Annotated in this window: 12 protein-coding genes and 1 other RNA gene; 2 read left to right on the top strand and 11 right to left on the bottom strand. The window is 62.3% G+C overall.

What is annotated here, in order from left to right; all coding sequences use genetic code 11:
- Positions 1-88: 88 nt before the first annotated feature.
- The 4 genes from ACFPU0_RS09405 to dnaX all read right to left on the bottom strand — a co-directional run bounded on the left by ACFPU0_RS09405 (position 89) and on the right by dnaX (position 4,541).
- Positions 89-1,237, bottom strand: a complete 1,149-nt coding sequence (locus tag ACFPU0_RS09405; protein ID WP_377692660.1) for an acyl-CoA dehydrogenase family protein — start codon at positions 1,235-1,237, stop codon at positions 89-91.
- Between the two features lie 105 nt (positions 1,238-1,342).
- A complete protein-coding gene (gene recR / locus ACFPU0_RS09400) occupies positions 1,343-1,942 on the bottom strand; it encodes a recombination mediator RecR (RefSeq protein WP_377692659.1) in 600 nt (199 codons plus the stop codon).
- Between the two features lie 140 nt (positions 1,943-2,082).
- Positions 2,083-2,409: a YbaB/EbfC family nucleoid-associated protein gene (locus tag ACFPU0_RS09395; RefSeq protein WP_044874918.1), complete on the bottom strand. Its 327-nt coding sequence runs from the start codon at positions 2,407-2,409 to the stop codon at positions 2,083-2,085.
- 11 nt (positions 2,410-2,420) lie between these two features.
- Positions 2,421-4,541 carry a DNA polymerase III subunit gamma/tau gene (dnaX, locus tag ACFPU0_RS09390; RefSeq protein WP_377692658.1) on the bottom strand — a complete coding sequence of 707 codons (2,121 nt, stop codon included), beginning with the start codon at positions 4,539-4,541 and terminating at the stop codon, positions 2,421-2,423.
- A 143-nt stretch (positions 4,542-4,684) separates the two neighbouring features.
- Between dnaX and ACFPU0_RS09385 the strand changes: the two genes are divergently transcribed.
- Positions 4,685-5,413, top strand: coding sequence for a substrate-binding periplasmic protein (locus ACFPU0_RS09385; protein WP_377692657.1), 729 nt, complete (start codon positions 4,685-4,687; stop codon positions 5,411-5,413).
- Between the two features lie 49 nt (positions 5,414-5,462).
- On the opposite strand, the gene ACFPU0_RS09380 is transcribed toward ACFPU0_RS09385, so the two are convergent.
- The 3 genes from ACFPU0_RS09380 to ffs all read right to left on the bottom strand — a co-directional run bounded on the left by ACFPU0_RS09380 (position 5,463) and on the right by ffs (position 7,198).
- Complete coding sequence (locus tag ACFPU0_RS09380) at positions 5,463-6,098, bottom strand: 2OG-Fe(II) oxygenase family protein (RefSeq protein WP_377692656.1); 636 nt, start codon at positions 6,096-6,098, stop codon at positions 5,463-5,465.
- 288 nt (positions 6,099-6,386) lie between these two features.
- Positions 6,387-6,614, bottom strand: a complete 228-nt coding sequence (locus ACFPU0_RS09375; protein WP_377692654.1) for a hypothetical protein — start codon at positions 6,612-6,614, stop codon at positions 6,387-6,389.
- Between the two features lie 487 nt (positions 6,615-7,101).
- Positions 7,102-7,198: signal recognition particle sRNA small type (gene ffs / locus ACFPU0_RS09370), an RNA gene on the bottom strand.
- A 272-nt stretch (positions 7,199-7,470) separates the two neighbouring features.
- Between ffs and ACFPU0_RS09365 the strand changes: the two genes are divergently transcribed.
- Positions 7,471-7,872, top strand: coding sequence for an HU family DNA-binding protein (locus ACFPU0_RS09365; RefSeq protein ID WP_377692653.1), 402 nt, complete (start codon positions 7,471-7,473; stop codon positions 7,870-7,872).
- Between the two features lie 49 nt (positions 7,873-7,921).
- Here the strand turns inward: ACFPU0_RS09365 and ACFPU0_RS09360 are convergent, their stop codons facing one another.
- Genes ACFPU0_RS09360 through ACFPU0_RS09345 form a run of 4 tightly spaced genes read right to left on the bottom strand, consistent with a single transcriptional unit; the run spans position 7,922 to position 12,391 of the window.
- Positions 7,922-8,968 carry a tetratricopeptide repeat protein gene (locus ACFPU0_RS09360; RefSeq protein WP_377692652.1) on the bottom strand — a complete coding sequence of 349 codons (1,047 nt, stop codon included), beginning with the start codon at positions 8,966-8,968 and terminating at the stop codon, positions 7,922-7,924.
- Position 8,969: 1 nt separating this feature from the next.
- A complete protein-coding gene (locus ACFPU0_RS09355) occupies positions 8,970-9,938 on the bottom strand; it encodes a type II secretion system F family protein (protein ID WP_377692651.1) in 969 nt (322 codons plus the stop codon).
- 30 nt (positions 9,939-9,968) lie between these two features.
- Complete coding sequence (locus ACFPU0_RS09350) at positions 9,969-10,955, bottom strand: type II secretion system F family protein (protein ID WP_377692650.1); 987 nt, start codon at positions 10,953-10,955, stop codon at positions 9,969-9,971.
- A 5-nt stretch (positions 10,956-10,960) separates the two neighbouring features.
- On the bottom strand, positions 10,961-12,391 hold the full coding sequence (locus ACFPU0_RS09345) for a CpaF family protein (protein WP_377692649.1): 1,431 nt from the start codon (positions 12,389-12,391) through the stop codon (positions 10,961-10,963).
- Position 12,392: the final 1 nt, after the last annotated feature.

The following is a 12,392-nucleotide window of genomic DNA, read 5'->3' as shown; positions in this document are numbered from 1 at the left end:
TCTCCTGGCCATAAGCAAGTTAAATGTCGCCCATAATATATACACCCGAAAGAAAACCGGAACTCCCGTTCGGAAGTTCCGGCCCGCTTCAGAGGTCCATCTGCTTGGCGATGATCTCGTTCATGATCTCCCGCGTGCCACCACCGATGGAGAGGATGCGGTTGTCGCGGTAGAGGCGCTCCACCAGGCTCTCGCGCATGTAGCCCATGCCGCCGAGGATCTGCACCGCGTCATGGGTGAGGCGGTCGGCAACATCGGTGGCGAAGTTCTTCGCCATGGAGATTTCCTTGATCACGCTTTTCCCCGCCGCCATCTTCGCCGCCTGGCGGTAGGTGAACTCGCGGGAGACTTCCAGCTGGGTGGCCATTTCCGCGAGGCGATGCTTGAGCACCTGGAACTTGCCGATGGGCCTGCCGAAGGCCTCCCGCTCCCCAGCCCACCTGAGCGATTCCTCCAGGGCCAGCTGCGAGGTCATGTTGGCCATGACGGCCAGGGCCAGGCGCTCGCTCTGGAAGTTGGCCATGATGCAGGCGAACCCCATGTTCTCCATGCCGATCAGGTTCTCCACCGGTACCCTGCAGTCATCGAAGAACAGCTCGGCGGTGTCCGAGGCCCACCAGCCCATCTTCTTCAGCTTGCGACCGACGGTGAAACCCGGTGTGCCCTTCTCCACCAGCAGCAGGCTGACGCCGCCGAAGCCCTCGCCACCGGTTCGCACCGCCACGGTGTAGCAGTCGGCACGCACACCGCTGGTGATGAAGGTCTTGCTGCCGGTAACGCGGTAGAACTCGCCATCGCGAACCGCGCGGGTCTTGAGGTTTGCCACATCCGAACCGCCGGAGGGCTCGGTGACCGCCAGGGCCATGATCTTCTCGCCGGCCAGTACCTGGGGCACGATGCGCTCGCGCAGTTCGCTACGCCCCCACTTGATCACCGGCGGCAGGCCGATATCCAGGGAGCCCAATCCGGCCACCAGCCCGCCCGAACCGCAGCGCATCAGCTCCTCGCTGGCGGCCACCTTGGCGAACAGGTCGCCCTCATGGCTGCCGCCGAACGCCTCCGGGTAACCGATTCCCAGGATGCCCGCGGCGCCGGCCTTGAGGTAAAGCTCGCGGGGAAACTCCTCGGCCTCCTCCCACTCGGCGATATGGGGGAGGATTTCCCGCTCGACGAAGCGGCGTACCGAGTCCCGCACCAACCGATGGGACTCGTCGAAGTATTCCTGATAGGCAGACATGGCAATGCTCCCGGTGAGATCGAATGAACTTACCGAGCGCTTGCTTGGTTTTCAAGGCGAGACTATTGCCAACGGCAAGGCCGTATCAGCCGTGACACTCCCCGCTCAGAGCCCGATCGGGCGACGCCCCGCCAAGGCGTGTGCCAGGGTGCCGCCGTCCACCAGCTCCAGCTCGCCGCCCAGGGGCACGCCATGGGCGATCCGGGACACGATGATGGACCTGGACACCAGCAACTGGGCTATGTAGTGGGCGGTGGCCTCGCCCTCCACCGTGGGGTTGGTGGCCAGGATCACTTCGGCGAAGCTGCCAGCCTCGATGCGCGCCATCAGCTCCGGAATGCCGATGGCTTCAGGGCCGAGCCCATCCAGGGGCGACAGGTGTCCCTTGAGCACGAAGAAGCGGCCGCGATAGCCGGTCTGCTCCACCGCGAACACATCCAGCGGTCCCTCCACCACGCAGAGCAGGGAATCGTCGCGGCGCGGATCGGCGCACTGCGGACACAGCTCTTCCTCGCTCAGGGTCCGGCACTGCTTGCAGTACCCCACCCCCTCCATGGCCGCTGTCAGCGCCTGCGCCAGGCGCAGGCCGCCGCTGCGGTCGCGCTCCAGCAGTTGCAGCGCCATACGCTGCGCCGTCTTCTGGCCTACGCCGGGCAGGATGCGCAATGCGTCGATCAGTTGGCGGATCAGCGGGCTGAAGCTCATGGGACCTCAAAGAAAGCTGCAAGCTGCAAGCTGCAAGCTGCAAGCTGCAAGCTGCAAGCTGCAAGCTGCAAATGGTTCGGGGAATCGCACCAGGCCGCAAATTCCAACTTGAAGCTTGTGGCTTGGTGCTTGCAGCTGCCTTAGAAGGGCATCTTGAAACCAGGGGGCAATTGCAGCCCCGCAGTCATGCCGGCCATCTTCTCCTGGTTGTTCTGCTCGATCTTGCGGACGGCGTCGTTCACCGCGGCAGCGATCAGGTCTTCGAGGATTTCCTTGTCTTCCTGCATCAGGCTGTCGTCCAGGGTGACGCGCTTGACGTCATGACGACCGGTCATCACCACGCTCACCAGGCCGGCGCCGGACTGACCGGTGACTTCGGCATTGGCCAGCTCTTCCTGCATCTTCTGCATCTTTTCCTGCATCTGTTGAGCCTGCTTCATCAGGCCCGCCATGCCACCCTTCATCATGGTGATTGTCCTCAGCGGTCAAGGGGTTCAATGGTGTCGGCGCGCACCTGTGCGCCGAACAGTTCGATCATTTTCAGCACCAGCGGATCGCTGGCAATGGCCTCCTCGGCCTGACGCTGACGAGCGGCGCGTTTGCGCGCAGCAGCCTGGGCCGGGGTTTCCTGCTCGGGGCGACGCACCTCCACTTCGAGCTTCAGGGTTCGCCCGTGGTACTGGTTCAGCGCATCGTTCAGCCGACGCTGCTGGTTGGCGTTGAACAGCGCGCTCTGCGCCGGATCCAGGTGCAGGCGCCAGACGTCGCCCTCCACCGCCACCAGGGTGCAGTTGGCGCCTATGTTGCCGGTCATGCCCGACAGCCCGAGCCGCGGGAACAGGTCCAGCCATTCAGCGGCAAGACCGGTGGCCGGCTGCGCCGCGGGCAACACTTCCGGCTCGGCAGCAGTCGTTTCGGCAGGGCCGAAGTCATCCAGGTAGGCGATGCTGTCGGCATCGGCCTCGTAGTAATCATCGTAGTCGCCGGGCGGCGGCTCATCGCCAGCGTCATCGACCACCACAGCCGCTTCGGGCTGGAGCTGTGCCACGGGCTCGACCTTGGCGGGCGCAGGTTCGGCAATCGGCGCCGGCTCGGGTTCAGGCCGGAATTCATCGGCGGGCACCGCCGCCACCGGAGCGGCAGGTTCCTCCCAGGGCAGGTCGACCACTGCGGCCGGGGCCTCGGCCACGGGAGCAGGCTGCTGCTCCACCACGGGCTCGGGAACGGGGTCGACCACCGGTTCGGCGACAGGCGCCTCCGGCACCGCTTCAACGGCAGGCGAAGCAAGCGGGGCCTCGACCACTGACGCGGGTGCGGGCACTTCGACCACCGGAGCCGAAGCCGCTACAGGCTCACTGACCACCGGCGCGGGCGCCTGTACGGGAGCGGGTACCGGCGTGGCAACGGCAACCGGAGCCGGCGAAGCGGCTCCGGCCACTGGGTTGTTCTGGGGATCAGTCGTGGCCTGGCTGATCCCCGGATCCTTTAGCACCACCCTCGGCGCGCCCTCGGCATCGGCCGGGCGGAACGCCAGCATACGCAGCAGCACCATCTCGAAGCCGCTGCGGGGGTCCGGCGCCAACGGCAGGTCGCGTCGGCCGATCAGCCCCATCTGGTAGTAGAACTGCACATCTTCGCCGGGCAGCGCCTGGGCCAGCGCCAGCACGCGCTCGCGGTCGCCCTGGCCGTTGTCGACGGCATCCGGCAGCACCTGGGCAATCGCCACGCGGTGCAGCACGTTGAGCATTTCGGAGAGCACGCCGTTCCAGTCCGGCCCCTGCTCGGCCAGTTGGCGCACGGCTTCCAGCAACGCGCGGGCGTCGCCCTGCAGCAGTGCATGGAGCACGCCGTAGACCTGGCCATGGTCGAGGGTACCGAGCATGGCGCGTACGTCGGCCGCCAATACCTTGCCTTCACCGAAGGCGATGGCCTGGTCGGTGAGGCTCATGGCGTCGCGCATGGAACCGTCGGCGGCACGGCCCAGCAGCCAGAGCGCGTCGGTCTCGAAGGGTACGTTCTCGGCGCCGAGCACGTGGCTCAGGTGTTCCACCACGCGCTCCGGCGGCATGTTCTTCAGGGAGAACTGCAGGCAGCGCGAAAGAATGGTGACGGGCAGCTTCTGCGGGTCAGTGGTGGCCAGCAGGAACTTGACGTGGGGCGGCGGCTCTTCGAGGGTCTTCAGCAGGGCGTTGAACGAGTGCGTGGAGAGCATGTGCACTTCGTCGATCAGGTAGACCTTGTAACGGCCGCGGCTGGGGGCGTACTGCACGTTGTCGAGCAGTTCGCGGGTGTCCTCCACCTTGGTGCGGCTGGCGGCGTCCACTTCGATCAGGTCGACGAAGCGACCCTCATCGATCTCCCGGCAGACCGAGCATTGCCCGCAGGGGGTGGAGCTGATGCCGGTTTCGCAGTTCAGGCACTTGGCGAGGATACGCGCGATGGTGGTCTTGCCGACACCACGGGTACCGGTGAACAGGTAGGCATGGTGCAGGCGCTGGTTATCCAGGGCATTGATCAAGGCTTTCAGCACATGGGTCTGGCCGACCATTTCGCGGAACGAGCGCGGACGCCATTTACGTGCAAGAACCTGATAACTCATTGAAAACCATCGCGTCTGGGAGAGCTGAAGGAGCTAATGCTAGCGGAGCGATGCACAAATTGCATCCGATGCGAACAGTGCCCTGTTCAATCCGCCCGGCAACGGGCATTGTGGAGCACCGCCCACCCAGACAAGGGAGCCCGATGCGCTCATCTGTCCTTGCCCTTCTCTTCTGCTGGAGCGCCCTTGCCAGTGCCGCGCCCACCCCGCTGCGCTTCTCGGCGGTGGACAGCTGGGCCATGCCGGTCGCTGAATTCAAGGATAATCGCCTGGTCGGCGGTTTCGTCCACGACCTGATCGAACGCCTGTCACAACGGCTCGATCTGCCGACCCAGGTGCAGGTCCTGCCACGCAACCGCGTGGAACTTGCGCTGCGACAGGGCGAAATCGATGTGCGTTGCTATATCAGCCCGAAATGGATCGCCAACAGCGGCGAATACCTCTGGAGCGTGCCCCTCCTCCAGCAGCGCGACCTGATCGTGGCGCGCCAGGGCACAGAACTGCTTGCGAGCCCGGAAACCCTGTCCGGGCAGAGCATCGGCACGGTGCTGGGCTACACCTACCCACGCCTGCAGCAACTGATCGACCAGGGTGCAGTCCATCGCGACGAAGCCCGCAACCAGGACCTGGTGCTGCAGAAACTGCTGGCCGGTCGCTACCGATACGCCGTGAGCAACGAACTGGCCCTCGGCTGGTTCAATCGCGACCTGCCCGACAGCGACCAGCTGATCGGCGTCGCCACCCTCGAAGAAGAGCCCGTGAGCTGCCTGGTGCGCAATGACCCGGACCTGCCGGTGCAGCGCATTCTGCTCGCACTGTTGCAGATGAAGGAATCGGGAGAGATCGACGAGATCCTGTCGCGGTACCGCTGAGGCCAGGACGCCGAACGAGGAATGGACTGGAGGCCGCTGTTCGGCACCTTCAGTCCTCGCCCCATAGCGGCGGGCTCATGGTCGCGTCGTACGCAACGAACATGACGTTGAAACTGACGCTGACACGCAGCCGATCACTGGTGTTCGCAGACACCGAATGCGGCAGCCACGCCGGAAATATGAGCAGCGTGCCGTCGCGGACCGTTATCACGACCTGGTCGGTGTTGTAGGCCATCAAGGCGGTGACCGGCGGACGAATCACGGCTGTCTGGGGGCGCGGATCATGAAAGTTGATGCTGTCTGCCCCTTCCTGCGTTTGCAGGTAATACACGCCGCTGAGGAAATTGTTGGGGTGGCTGTGCATCGGGTGCGCCGCCCCGGGTCCGAGTGCATTGGCCCAGAGGCCGGTGATGCGAAACGGCGCATCGACCACCTTGATGAACGCGAGCACATCGCCCACGGCCGCCTCGATTTGGGCGACCAACGCCGCCAATTCCGGTCTTCGATGCAACTGGTACCCGGATTGCCAGGCGACTCCGGTACAGGCTCCGTCCCCCGCTCCCATGAGCGTCTCGACATAGGCGAGCAGATCCCGGTTGAGCGGTTCGTAGCAGGCGGGTTCGAGCTGGCTTTGCCAGACGAAGGTCGGGAACAGGCGGACGACTTCAGCATTGGGCGGCGGCATGGCTGATCACCGCATGGGGTGGGGTCCCTACCAGTTTAGTCCGCGCAGGAATGCGCCTCGCCATGGGGCGGGATCGCCAGACTGGGCAGCACCTTGTCGAACGATCAGCCTCTATGGGCCAGGCTGCTCATCCGGTGTAGTAGTTCCAGGGTCTGTACGAAAAGTCGTCGAGCGAAGGTCAGGCGAGGCAAAAATCGGTGAGGAAGCGGAGTTAACGGGCTGTTAATGAGCATTCCGAACCGATTTTTAACGAAGCATCACCGAGCGCAGGCACTTTTCGTACAGAGCCTAATAATTCAAATACTCCTCGAGGGTGGCCCATCCTCTTTCACGCGCCTTGGCTATCGTCGCCGCCGCATTATCGGCCGCTTCCATCAACTGGTCCTTCGTGCACACTTCATTGATCCGTATATCGCCCTTTTCAAATTGGGCGACGAATCTTCGGGCCTCGGCAATAAGTTTTGCACACGCATCATCAGGTTTTAATTTTGGCCTCCACTCCTGCTCCAACTCCAAGGCACACATGCTTGTTCGCAATTTGAGATCGAATGTGTGGCCGCAGTCCAGACCATATGCCGTTGTGCTCGCCGCATAACACAAGACAGGAAGTAGAGCAGTAAATAGTCGTGATCTCGATTGCCTCATATCGACTACTCCCTCCCTACGAGGCCATTTATGAGCTTAGGTCACGTAGTGGCATCAACGTCATCCAGGCAACCGCATGCATTGAAAATGACGACCTGCTCTCCCCAAGGGGCATCAGGACGACAACAGCAGATAACGCCTGGATATATATCCCCCATGCAAGCAACGTGGCTTGAGGATGGTTATCGACCAGAAAGGGAAGGAAGGAGCTGGAGTTGGGCTGAACAGCGAAGATATCGAACGAACAGATACGATGCGTCACACGGTGCACCACTTCGGTGTACCACAACGCTCTCACACTCTTCGATTCTTTGCGGGAGAAGTCCTTTGGAATCAAGGACTCAAGAATTGGAGGTGACCCCACCAGCCACACCCCGGCACACGATTTCACCGCTGCGGCTGCTCCCTTCCAGGCCTGACCGGGTTCACGGCTGATCGTTGCGGGGGGACCGGCAGGGCCACCATCACGCAGCTCGCCAGATCGGCGAGCCGCGCCATTGTACCGGCTCTTCGCCAACTTACAACCGCTAAAAACGTTTTCCTTACAAGCACTTGCGAATCAGCCCCGAAAGCGCCGCGCCACGGGCCCGATTCCTCCATCGACGACAGACACCAGTGCGGCGACAACCTGTCGCAGCCACCGCACTAACATCCCGCCCGGCTGCGCAATTCCAGCGCAAAAGCACTACTGCAAGGCCAGACAGCCCGCACTTTCGTGCTAACTTCCATGCGGATTCGATCCCCGGTTGCAACCTCCGCCGCACTTCCAGGCCCGCCGCTTGTCTCAGCAAGGGCCGGCGCGACCGGCCAGGCCACGAGCCAGACACTCATTGAATGGAGCAACACCATGGCACTCACCAAAGACCAGCTGATCTCTGACATCGCAGAAGCCACCGATTCCACCAAGGCCGCCGTACGCGCCGTGCTGGATCAACTCGGCGAGATCGTCAGCGACTCCCTGGAGAACAGTGATGAGATCACCCTGCCGGGCATCGGCAAACTGAAGGTCGGCGAACGCCCCGCTCGCACCGGTCGCAACCCCCAGACCGGCAAGGCCATCGAGATCGCCGCGAAGAAAGTGGTCAAGTTCGTCCCGGCCAAGGTCCTGACCGACGCGGTCAACAAGTAAATGAAAAGGGGCAGGCCAATGGCCTGCCCCTTTCTTCATTCCGCCCGTCTCAGGGCATAGCGACCGGGCGCGCTTCAGGCCCCGGCACAATGGCCACCGGCTCACTCACCGTCGAGTTGCTCCCCACTCCGCGCAATCGGCGAATCTGTTGCACCCGATTGAGATTGTCCGCGGCCGTCTGGTAATGGGCGGGCGACTGATCTATAGCACTGCGGAAGAACTGTTCCGCCTCATCCAGCTTGCCTTCCACCAGGCAGATGTAACCGACATCGTTGCTCGCCTCGGCGCGCGTCTCCACTTGCTCGAACGCAGAAATCGCCTCCTCGTAACGCCCCATCCGCGCTAGCAGCAGACCGTAGTTCCGCCATAGCGATTTATAGGAAGGATCAAAACTGATGCCCTGCTTGTAGGCACGCTCGGCTTCAGGCCAATGCCCCGCCAGGTAATACGAATAACCCAGGCTGTTCTGCACCAGGGGCGAACGGGGCTCGATCTTCATGGCCTGCCGATAGTAGGCCTCGGAAATCGGAAAGTCCTCGCGCAGATCTGCCAGAACCCCCAAGCCGTTGTAAACCCGTGCAGGGGACTTGCTGTCCACCTTGAGTTTCGCAGCATCGGCAAAGCTCACCATCGGGGTACCACCAAGCCGGCGCTGGTCTTCCCCCACCGCCCGAAGCATGAACTCCTCGGCCTTTTCATGATTGCGTACAGCAAGCTGGAGCAGCCCCATTTCGCCCAGGGCATCTAGGTTGTTGGGATCGCTGGCAAGAACCTCGTCGAAAGCCATTTCCGCCAGCTGGCTATTGCCCCGCTCGCGGTGGATGCGCCCCACCCAGACTAGGGCTTCATAGCGTTTCGGATCCAACTCGATGGCTCGCAGGTACTGGAACAGAGCCTGGTCGAGGTCGCCCGCCTGGTAGGAGCGAGTCGCCATCAGCAGGGCCTGATCGGGTGAGCCGACCTGCTTCTGCACCTGGTAGAGCACCGAATTATCGCCACTGTAGACCGAGCGGATACCGCTCGACGTTTCCGGCCCCATATTCTGACATCCGGACAGCACGGCCATCATGGCCACCAGCAGACAGGCTCTGTTCATGTCAAAGTTTCCCGAAGGTTTTGAGTACCCCAATGATGACCGGTCCAATGGCCACCAGGAAAAAGCACGGCCACAGGCACAAGATTAGTGGGAACACCAGCTTGGTGCCGACTTTCGCCGCCTGCTCTTCGGCTGCCTGGGTACGCCGGTCGCGAAACTCTTCGGCATAAACTCGCAGGGTATCGGCCACGCTGGTGCCAAAGCGGATGCTCTGTGACAGCAGACTTACCAACCCCTGCACATCATCAAGTCCAGTGCGGTCGGCCAGGTGTTTCAACGCCTTGGTACTGGGAATGCCTGCGCGGATTTCAGCGTTGACCAGGGCCAGTTCCTCCGCCAGTTCGGCCTGGCTCACGGCCATCTCGTCGGCCACCCGTTCGATGGCCTGTGGCAGGGCAAGGCCCGATTCCACGCACACGACCATCAAGTCCAAGGCATCCGGAAACGCCGCTCTCAGGCGAGACATCCGAGCCTCCTTGTGTTTTTCCACGTAGACCGCCGGCCCCAACCAGCCGATGCTGACAGCAGCCGCGGTGGTCATCAGCCCGATCCCCATCGAGAGCTTGGGCAGGAATGGCAATATCAGCAGGGCCAGCCCCAGAAGCAGCAAGGGTAGAAGCAGGCGGATGGCCCAATACATCTGCACGGCCGAGTTCGAGCGGTAACCAGCATGTATCAGCAAAGCACGGGTCGCGGAAAGCTTGCTTTCTTCTCCGGAAGCGACTCGCTGCCCCACCTGCTCCAGCAACAACTGCAGGTTGCTGGGCGCTCGCTGGCCTCCAGCGAGATCGCCATGGCTCCGCTTGAGCAGAGCCAATCGACGCTGTACCGGGTCCTGCAAGCCAAACACCAGCAACCCCAGAGTGACAGCGGCCAGCACCGAACTCAGGGCGACGGCCCCAAGGAACAGGAGGCGCGCAAGCTGTTCATCGCCCACTGCACCATTGATTAGACCAAGCAGATAGTCCATGTGACACTCCTTCGGTCAGGCTTGTGATGCTCAAACCTGGATCCGGATGATCTTGCGGATCCAGAAGATACCCACCAGCATCGCAACGAAAGCCGCCATTATCAGCTTTTGCCCAAAGGGTTCGTTGATCAGAATGGGCAGGTAGGTGGGCGTCGTCACCATGATCGCCGCGGAGAGCACGAAGGGTATGGCGACTAGGATCCAGGCCGACATGCGCCCCTCTGCTGACAGCGTCTTGACCTTGCGCTGAAAGCGGAAGCGTCCGCGAATCAGACTTGCCAGCCGCTCCAGCACCTCCGTCAGGTTCCCACCGGTGTCCCGGTGGATCAGTATCGAGGTCACCATCATCATCACAGTCATGCTCGGCATGCGCTCCAGCAAGCCCAGCATCGCGCGGCGCACGTCATTGCCATAGTTGATATCGGCGAAGGTCAGACCGAACTCGTGAGCCACCGGCCCCTTGTGCTCCTCTGCCACCAGACGCAGGGTCTCGTTGAAGGGGTGCCCGGCGCGCAATGCGCGACACATGGCGTCCAAGGCATCTGGCAGACCTTCCTCGAAGGCGGCAAAACGCCCCGCACGATCACTGGCAATCTTCAGCACCGGGATCCAGAACACCACCGCCGCGACGATCAGGGCTGCCCACCAGAGCTTCAACACCAACCAGAGCCCGACACCTACCAGCAGCGCCAGCGCCACCCCTAGCAGCAAGACCCGATACGCGCGGTACTCATAACCGGCCTGCTCGATCAACTGCGCCAGGCGCTCCATGAAGGGAAACTGTTCCAGGACAGCCTCCATTGGCGACAGGCGCTTGAGGTACTTCTGCCGCAATACTGTCTGCATGTTCGGCAGGTTGCTCGCATGCTCCAGTACACCCAGCCGTTCACGTATTCGCTTGCGGACCTTGCTCGCCTCGCCGAAGACGGGCACCACCAGGCCCTGGCTGAGGAGAAAGACCGCGACGAATACCATTCCAAGGAAAATCAGAATGAACTCTGTTGGGATCTGGCTCATGACAGCTAAGCCTCCATCCATTCCGGGCGGAACAGGTTCAGCGGCAACTCGATGCCGCGCTTGGCCAGGGTATCGCGGAAAGCCGGCACCATGCCGGTGGGGCGGAAGTCGCCCAGCACCTCACCATGCTCACCGATACCACGCCTCTCGAAGCCGAAGATCTCGGTCATGGTGATGATCTCGCCTTCCATGCCGTTGATTTCCTGCACGCTCACCAGCCGCCGCTTGCCGTCTTCCTGGCGTTCCAGTTGGATCACCACGTCAATGGCCGAGGCGATCTGCTGGCGCATAGCCTTGATCGGAAAGGTGGCGCCGGTCATGGACACCATGTTCTCGATCCGTCCCAGGGCATCGCGTGGGGTGTTGGCATGGATGGTGGTAAGCGATCCATCGTGCCCGGTGTTCATCGCCGTCAGCATGTCTAGTGCTTCGGCACCGCGCACCTCGCCTATGACGATGCGATCCGGGCGCATGCGCAGGCTGTTGCGCACCAGCTCGCGCTGGTTCACTTCGCCACGGCCCTCGATGTTCGCCGGTCGGGTTTCCAGGCGCACCACATGGGGTTGCTGCAACTGCAGTTCGGCCGAGTCTTCGATGGTGACGATACGCTCGTTGTGCGGAATGAAACTGGACAGCACATTGAGCATGGTGGTCTTGCCGGTACCTGTACCGCCAGATACCAGAACGTTCATGCGGCCGCGCACTATTGCCTTGAGTACGAGGGCGACAGCCGGCGTCAGCGTACCCATCTGGATCAGGCTGTCGGTGCTCAGCAGGTCCACGGCGAAACGGCGAATCGACATGCTCGGTCCGTCGATGGCAAGCGGCGGGATGATCGCATTGACCCGCGAACCATCCTTAAGGCGCGCATCCACCAGTGGCGAGGATTCATCGATACGCCGCCCCAGGCTGGAAACGATCCGATCAATGATGTTCAACAGGTGCTGATCGTCGCGAAAGCGCACATCGGTACGCTGCAGCTTGCCATGGCGCTCGACGTAGACCGAGGCATGGCCATTGACCAGAATATCCGACACGCTGTGGTCAGCCAGTAGCGGTTCCAGGGGCCCAAGTCCGAGTACTTCATCCGTGATCTGCTTGATGATCAGCTGACGGCAGCCGGAACTCACAGGCGCCGAGTTCTCGTCCAGCAGGCGCAGGCAGATCTCGCGGATCTGCCGCGCCGCTTCGGCCGGTTCAAGGGAGTCCAGCAAGGACAGGTCCATGACCTTGAGCAATTGCTGGTAGGTCTTTTCTCGCCATTCAGCCTCTACCGGGCTGAGATGGGTCCTGGTTTCGTAGGGCGTATCCGGCGTACAGATTTCCCAGGCCATCAGCGGATTGTTCCCGCCCTCGGGCCCGGTTTGCTCGTCCCCAGTATCGGCAACGCTCTTGCTGGAGTGCTGGCGCAGGCGATTGCGAAATTCGCTGAGCATG

The organism is Pseudomonas sp. GCM10022186 (assembly GCF_042656385.1).
Classification (GTDB): Bacteria; Pseudomonadota; Gammaproteobacteria; order Pseudomonadales; family Pseudomonadaceae; genus Metapseudomonas.
This window is presented reverse-complemented; position numbering and strand designations above follow the sequence as displayed.

What these genes read in the sequence shown, in the direction of transcription:
- ACFPU0_RS09405 (WP_377692660.1), bottom strand. Translation starts at nt 1,237, where the DNA reads ATGTCTGCCTATCAGGAATACTTCGACGAGTCCCATCGGTTGGTGCGG.
- recR (WP_377692659.1), bottom strand. Translation starts at nt 1,942, where the DNA reads ATGAGCTTCAGCCCGCTGATCCGCCAACTGATCGACGCATTGCGCATC.
- ACFPU0_RS09395 (WP_044874918.1), bottom strand. Translation starts at nt 2,409, where the DNA reads ATGATGAAGGGTGGCATGGCGGGCCTGATGAAGCAGGCTCAACAGATG.
- dnaX (WP_377692658.1), bottom strand. Translation starts at nt 4,541, where the DNA reads ATGAGTTATCAGGTTCTTGCACGTAAATGGCGTCCGCGCTCGTTCCGC.
- ACFPU0_RS09385 (WP_377692657.1), top strand. Translation starts at nt 4,685, where the DNA reads ATGCGCTCATCTGTCCTTGCCCTTCTCTTCTGCTGGAGCGCCCTTGCC.
- ACFPU0_RS09380 (WP_377692656.1), bottom strand. Translation starts at nt 6,098, where the DNA reads ATGCCGCCGCCCAATGCTGAAGTCGTCCGCCTGTTCCCGACCTTCGTC.
- ACFPU0_RS09365 (WP_377692653.1), top strand. Translation starts at nt 7,471, where the DNA reads ATGCGGATTCGATCCCCGGTTGCAACCTCCGCCGCACTTCCAGGCCCG.
- ACFPU0_RS09360 (WP_377692652.1), bottom strand. Translation starts at nt 8,968, where the DNA reads ATGAACAGAGCCTGTCTGCTGGTGGCCATGATGGCCGTGCTGTCCGGA.
- ACFPU0_RS09355 (WP_377692651.1), bottom strand. Translation starts at nt 9,938, where the DNA reads ATGGACTATCTGCTTGGTCTAATCAATGGTGCAGTGGGCGATGAACAG.
- ACFPU0_RS09350 (WP_377692650.1), bottom strand. Translation starts at nt 10,955, where the DNA reads ATGAGCCAGATCCCAACAGAGTTCATTCTGATTTTCCTTGGAATGGTA.
- ACFPU0_RS09345 (WP_377692649.1), bottom strand. Translation starts at nt 12,391, where the DNA reads ATGCTCAGCGAATTTCGCAATCGCCTGCGCCAGCACTCCAGCAAGAGC.